Genomic DNA, 501 nt, shown 5'->3' on the forward strand with positions numbered 1-501 from the left:
GGATAAAACGTTCCGTTCTTGTTTCCGGATGAACGCCTTCTACTTGTCCCTCAGGGACTACATCGTTCGCACTAATCTTTGACACATGTAGCCCCTGAGGGTTATATTTAAATCACCGCAGAAGATGCGACGGCGGCATTCTGAGGATCAGTCGCTGGTGGTCGGGCTTCTAAGCGAGGCGGCTCATCTAACGGTGCTGTAAGCACACCCACCATTTCTACGTCGGAGTCTTTGGGCTCAGACGTGAAGACGATATGGCTTTTGCCTCTCTGGATCTGAGTGTCATAAGCCTTCATGACGGCAAGGGCCCTTCGCACGATCTCTGTGCGGGTCACATATTCCTTGTCGGCAAGATTATCGATGAGCTTAACGAGATCCTCGCTAACCTCCATGTTCAAGCGAACTTTTGCCATGTGCTACCCCGTGGCGTGAGGCGCGTGCTATCTATATCGGACAACGATTGTCCGACACAAAGCTATGCCATGTAGTATGATGTACTAT

General features: G+C 50.7%; 1 protein-coding gene. It reads right to left on the bottom strand.

The window, feature by feature from the left end:
* Positions 1-107: 107 nt before the first annotated feature.
* Positions 108-413 carry a ribbon-helix-helix domain-containing protein gene (locus ACU8YC_RS26350; RefSeq protein WP_446896172.1) on the bottom strand — a complete coding sequence of 102 codons (306 nt, stop codon included), beginning with the start codon at positions 411-413 and terminating at the stop codon, positions 108-110.
* Positions 414-501 lie beyond the last annotated feature (88 nt).

This window comes from Citrobacter sp. VF227 (genome assembly GCF_052950715.1).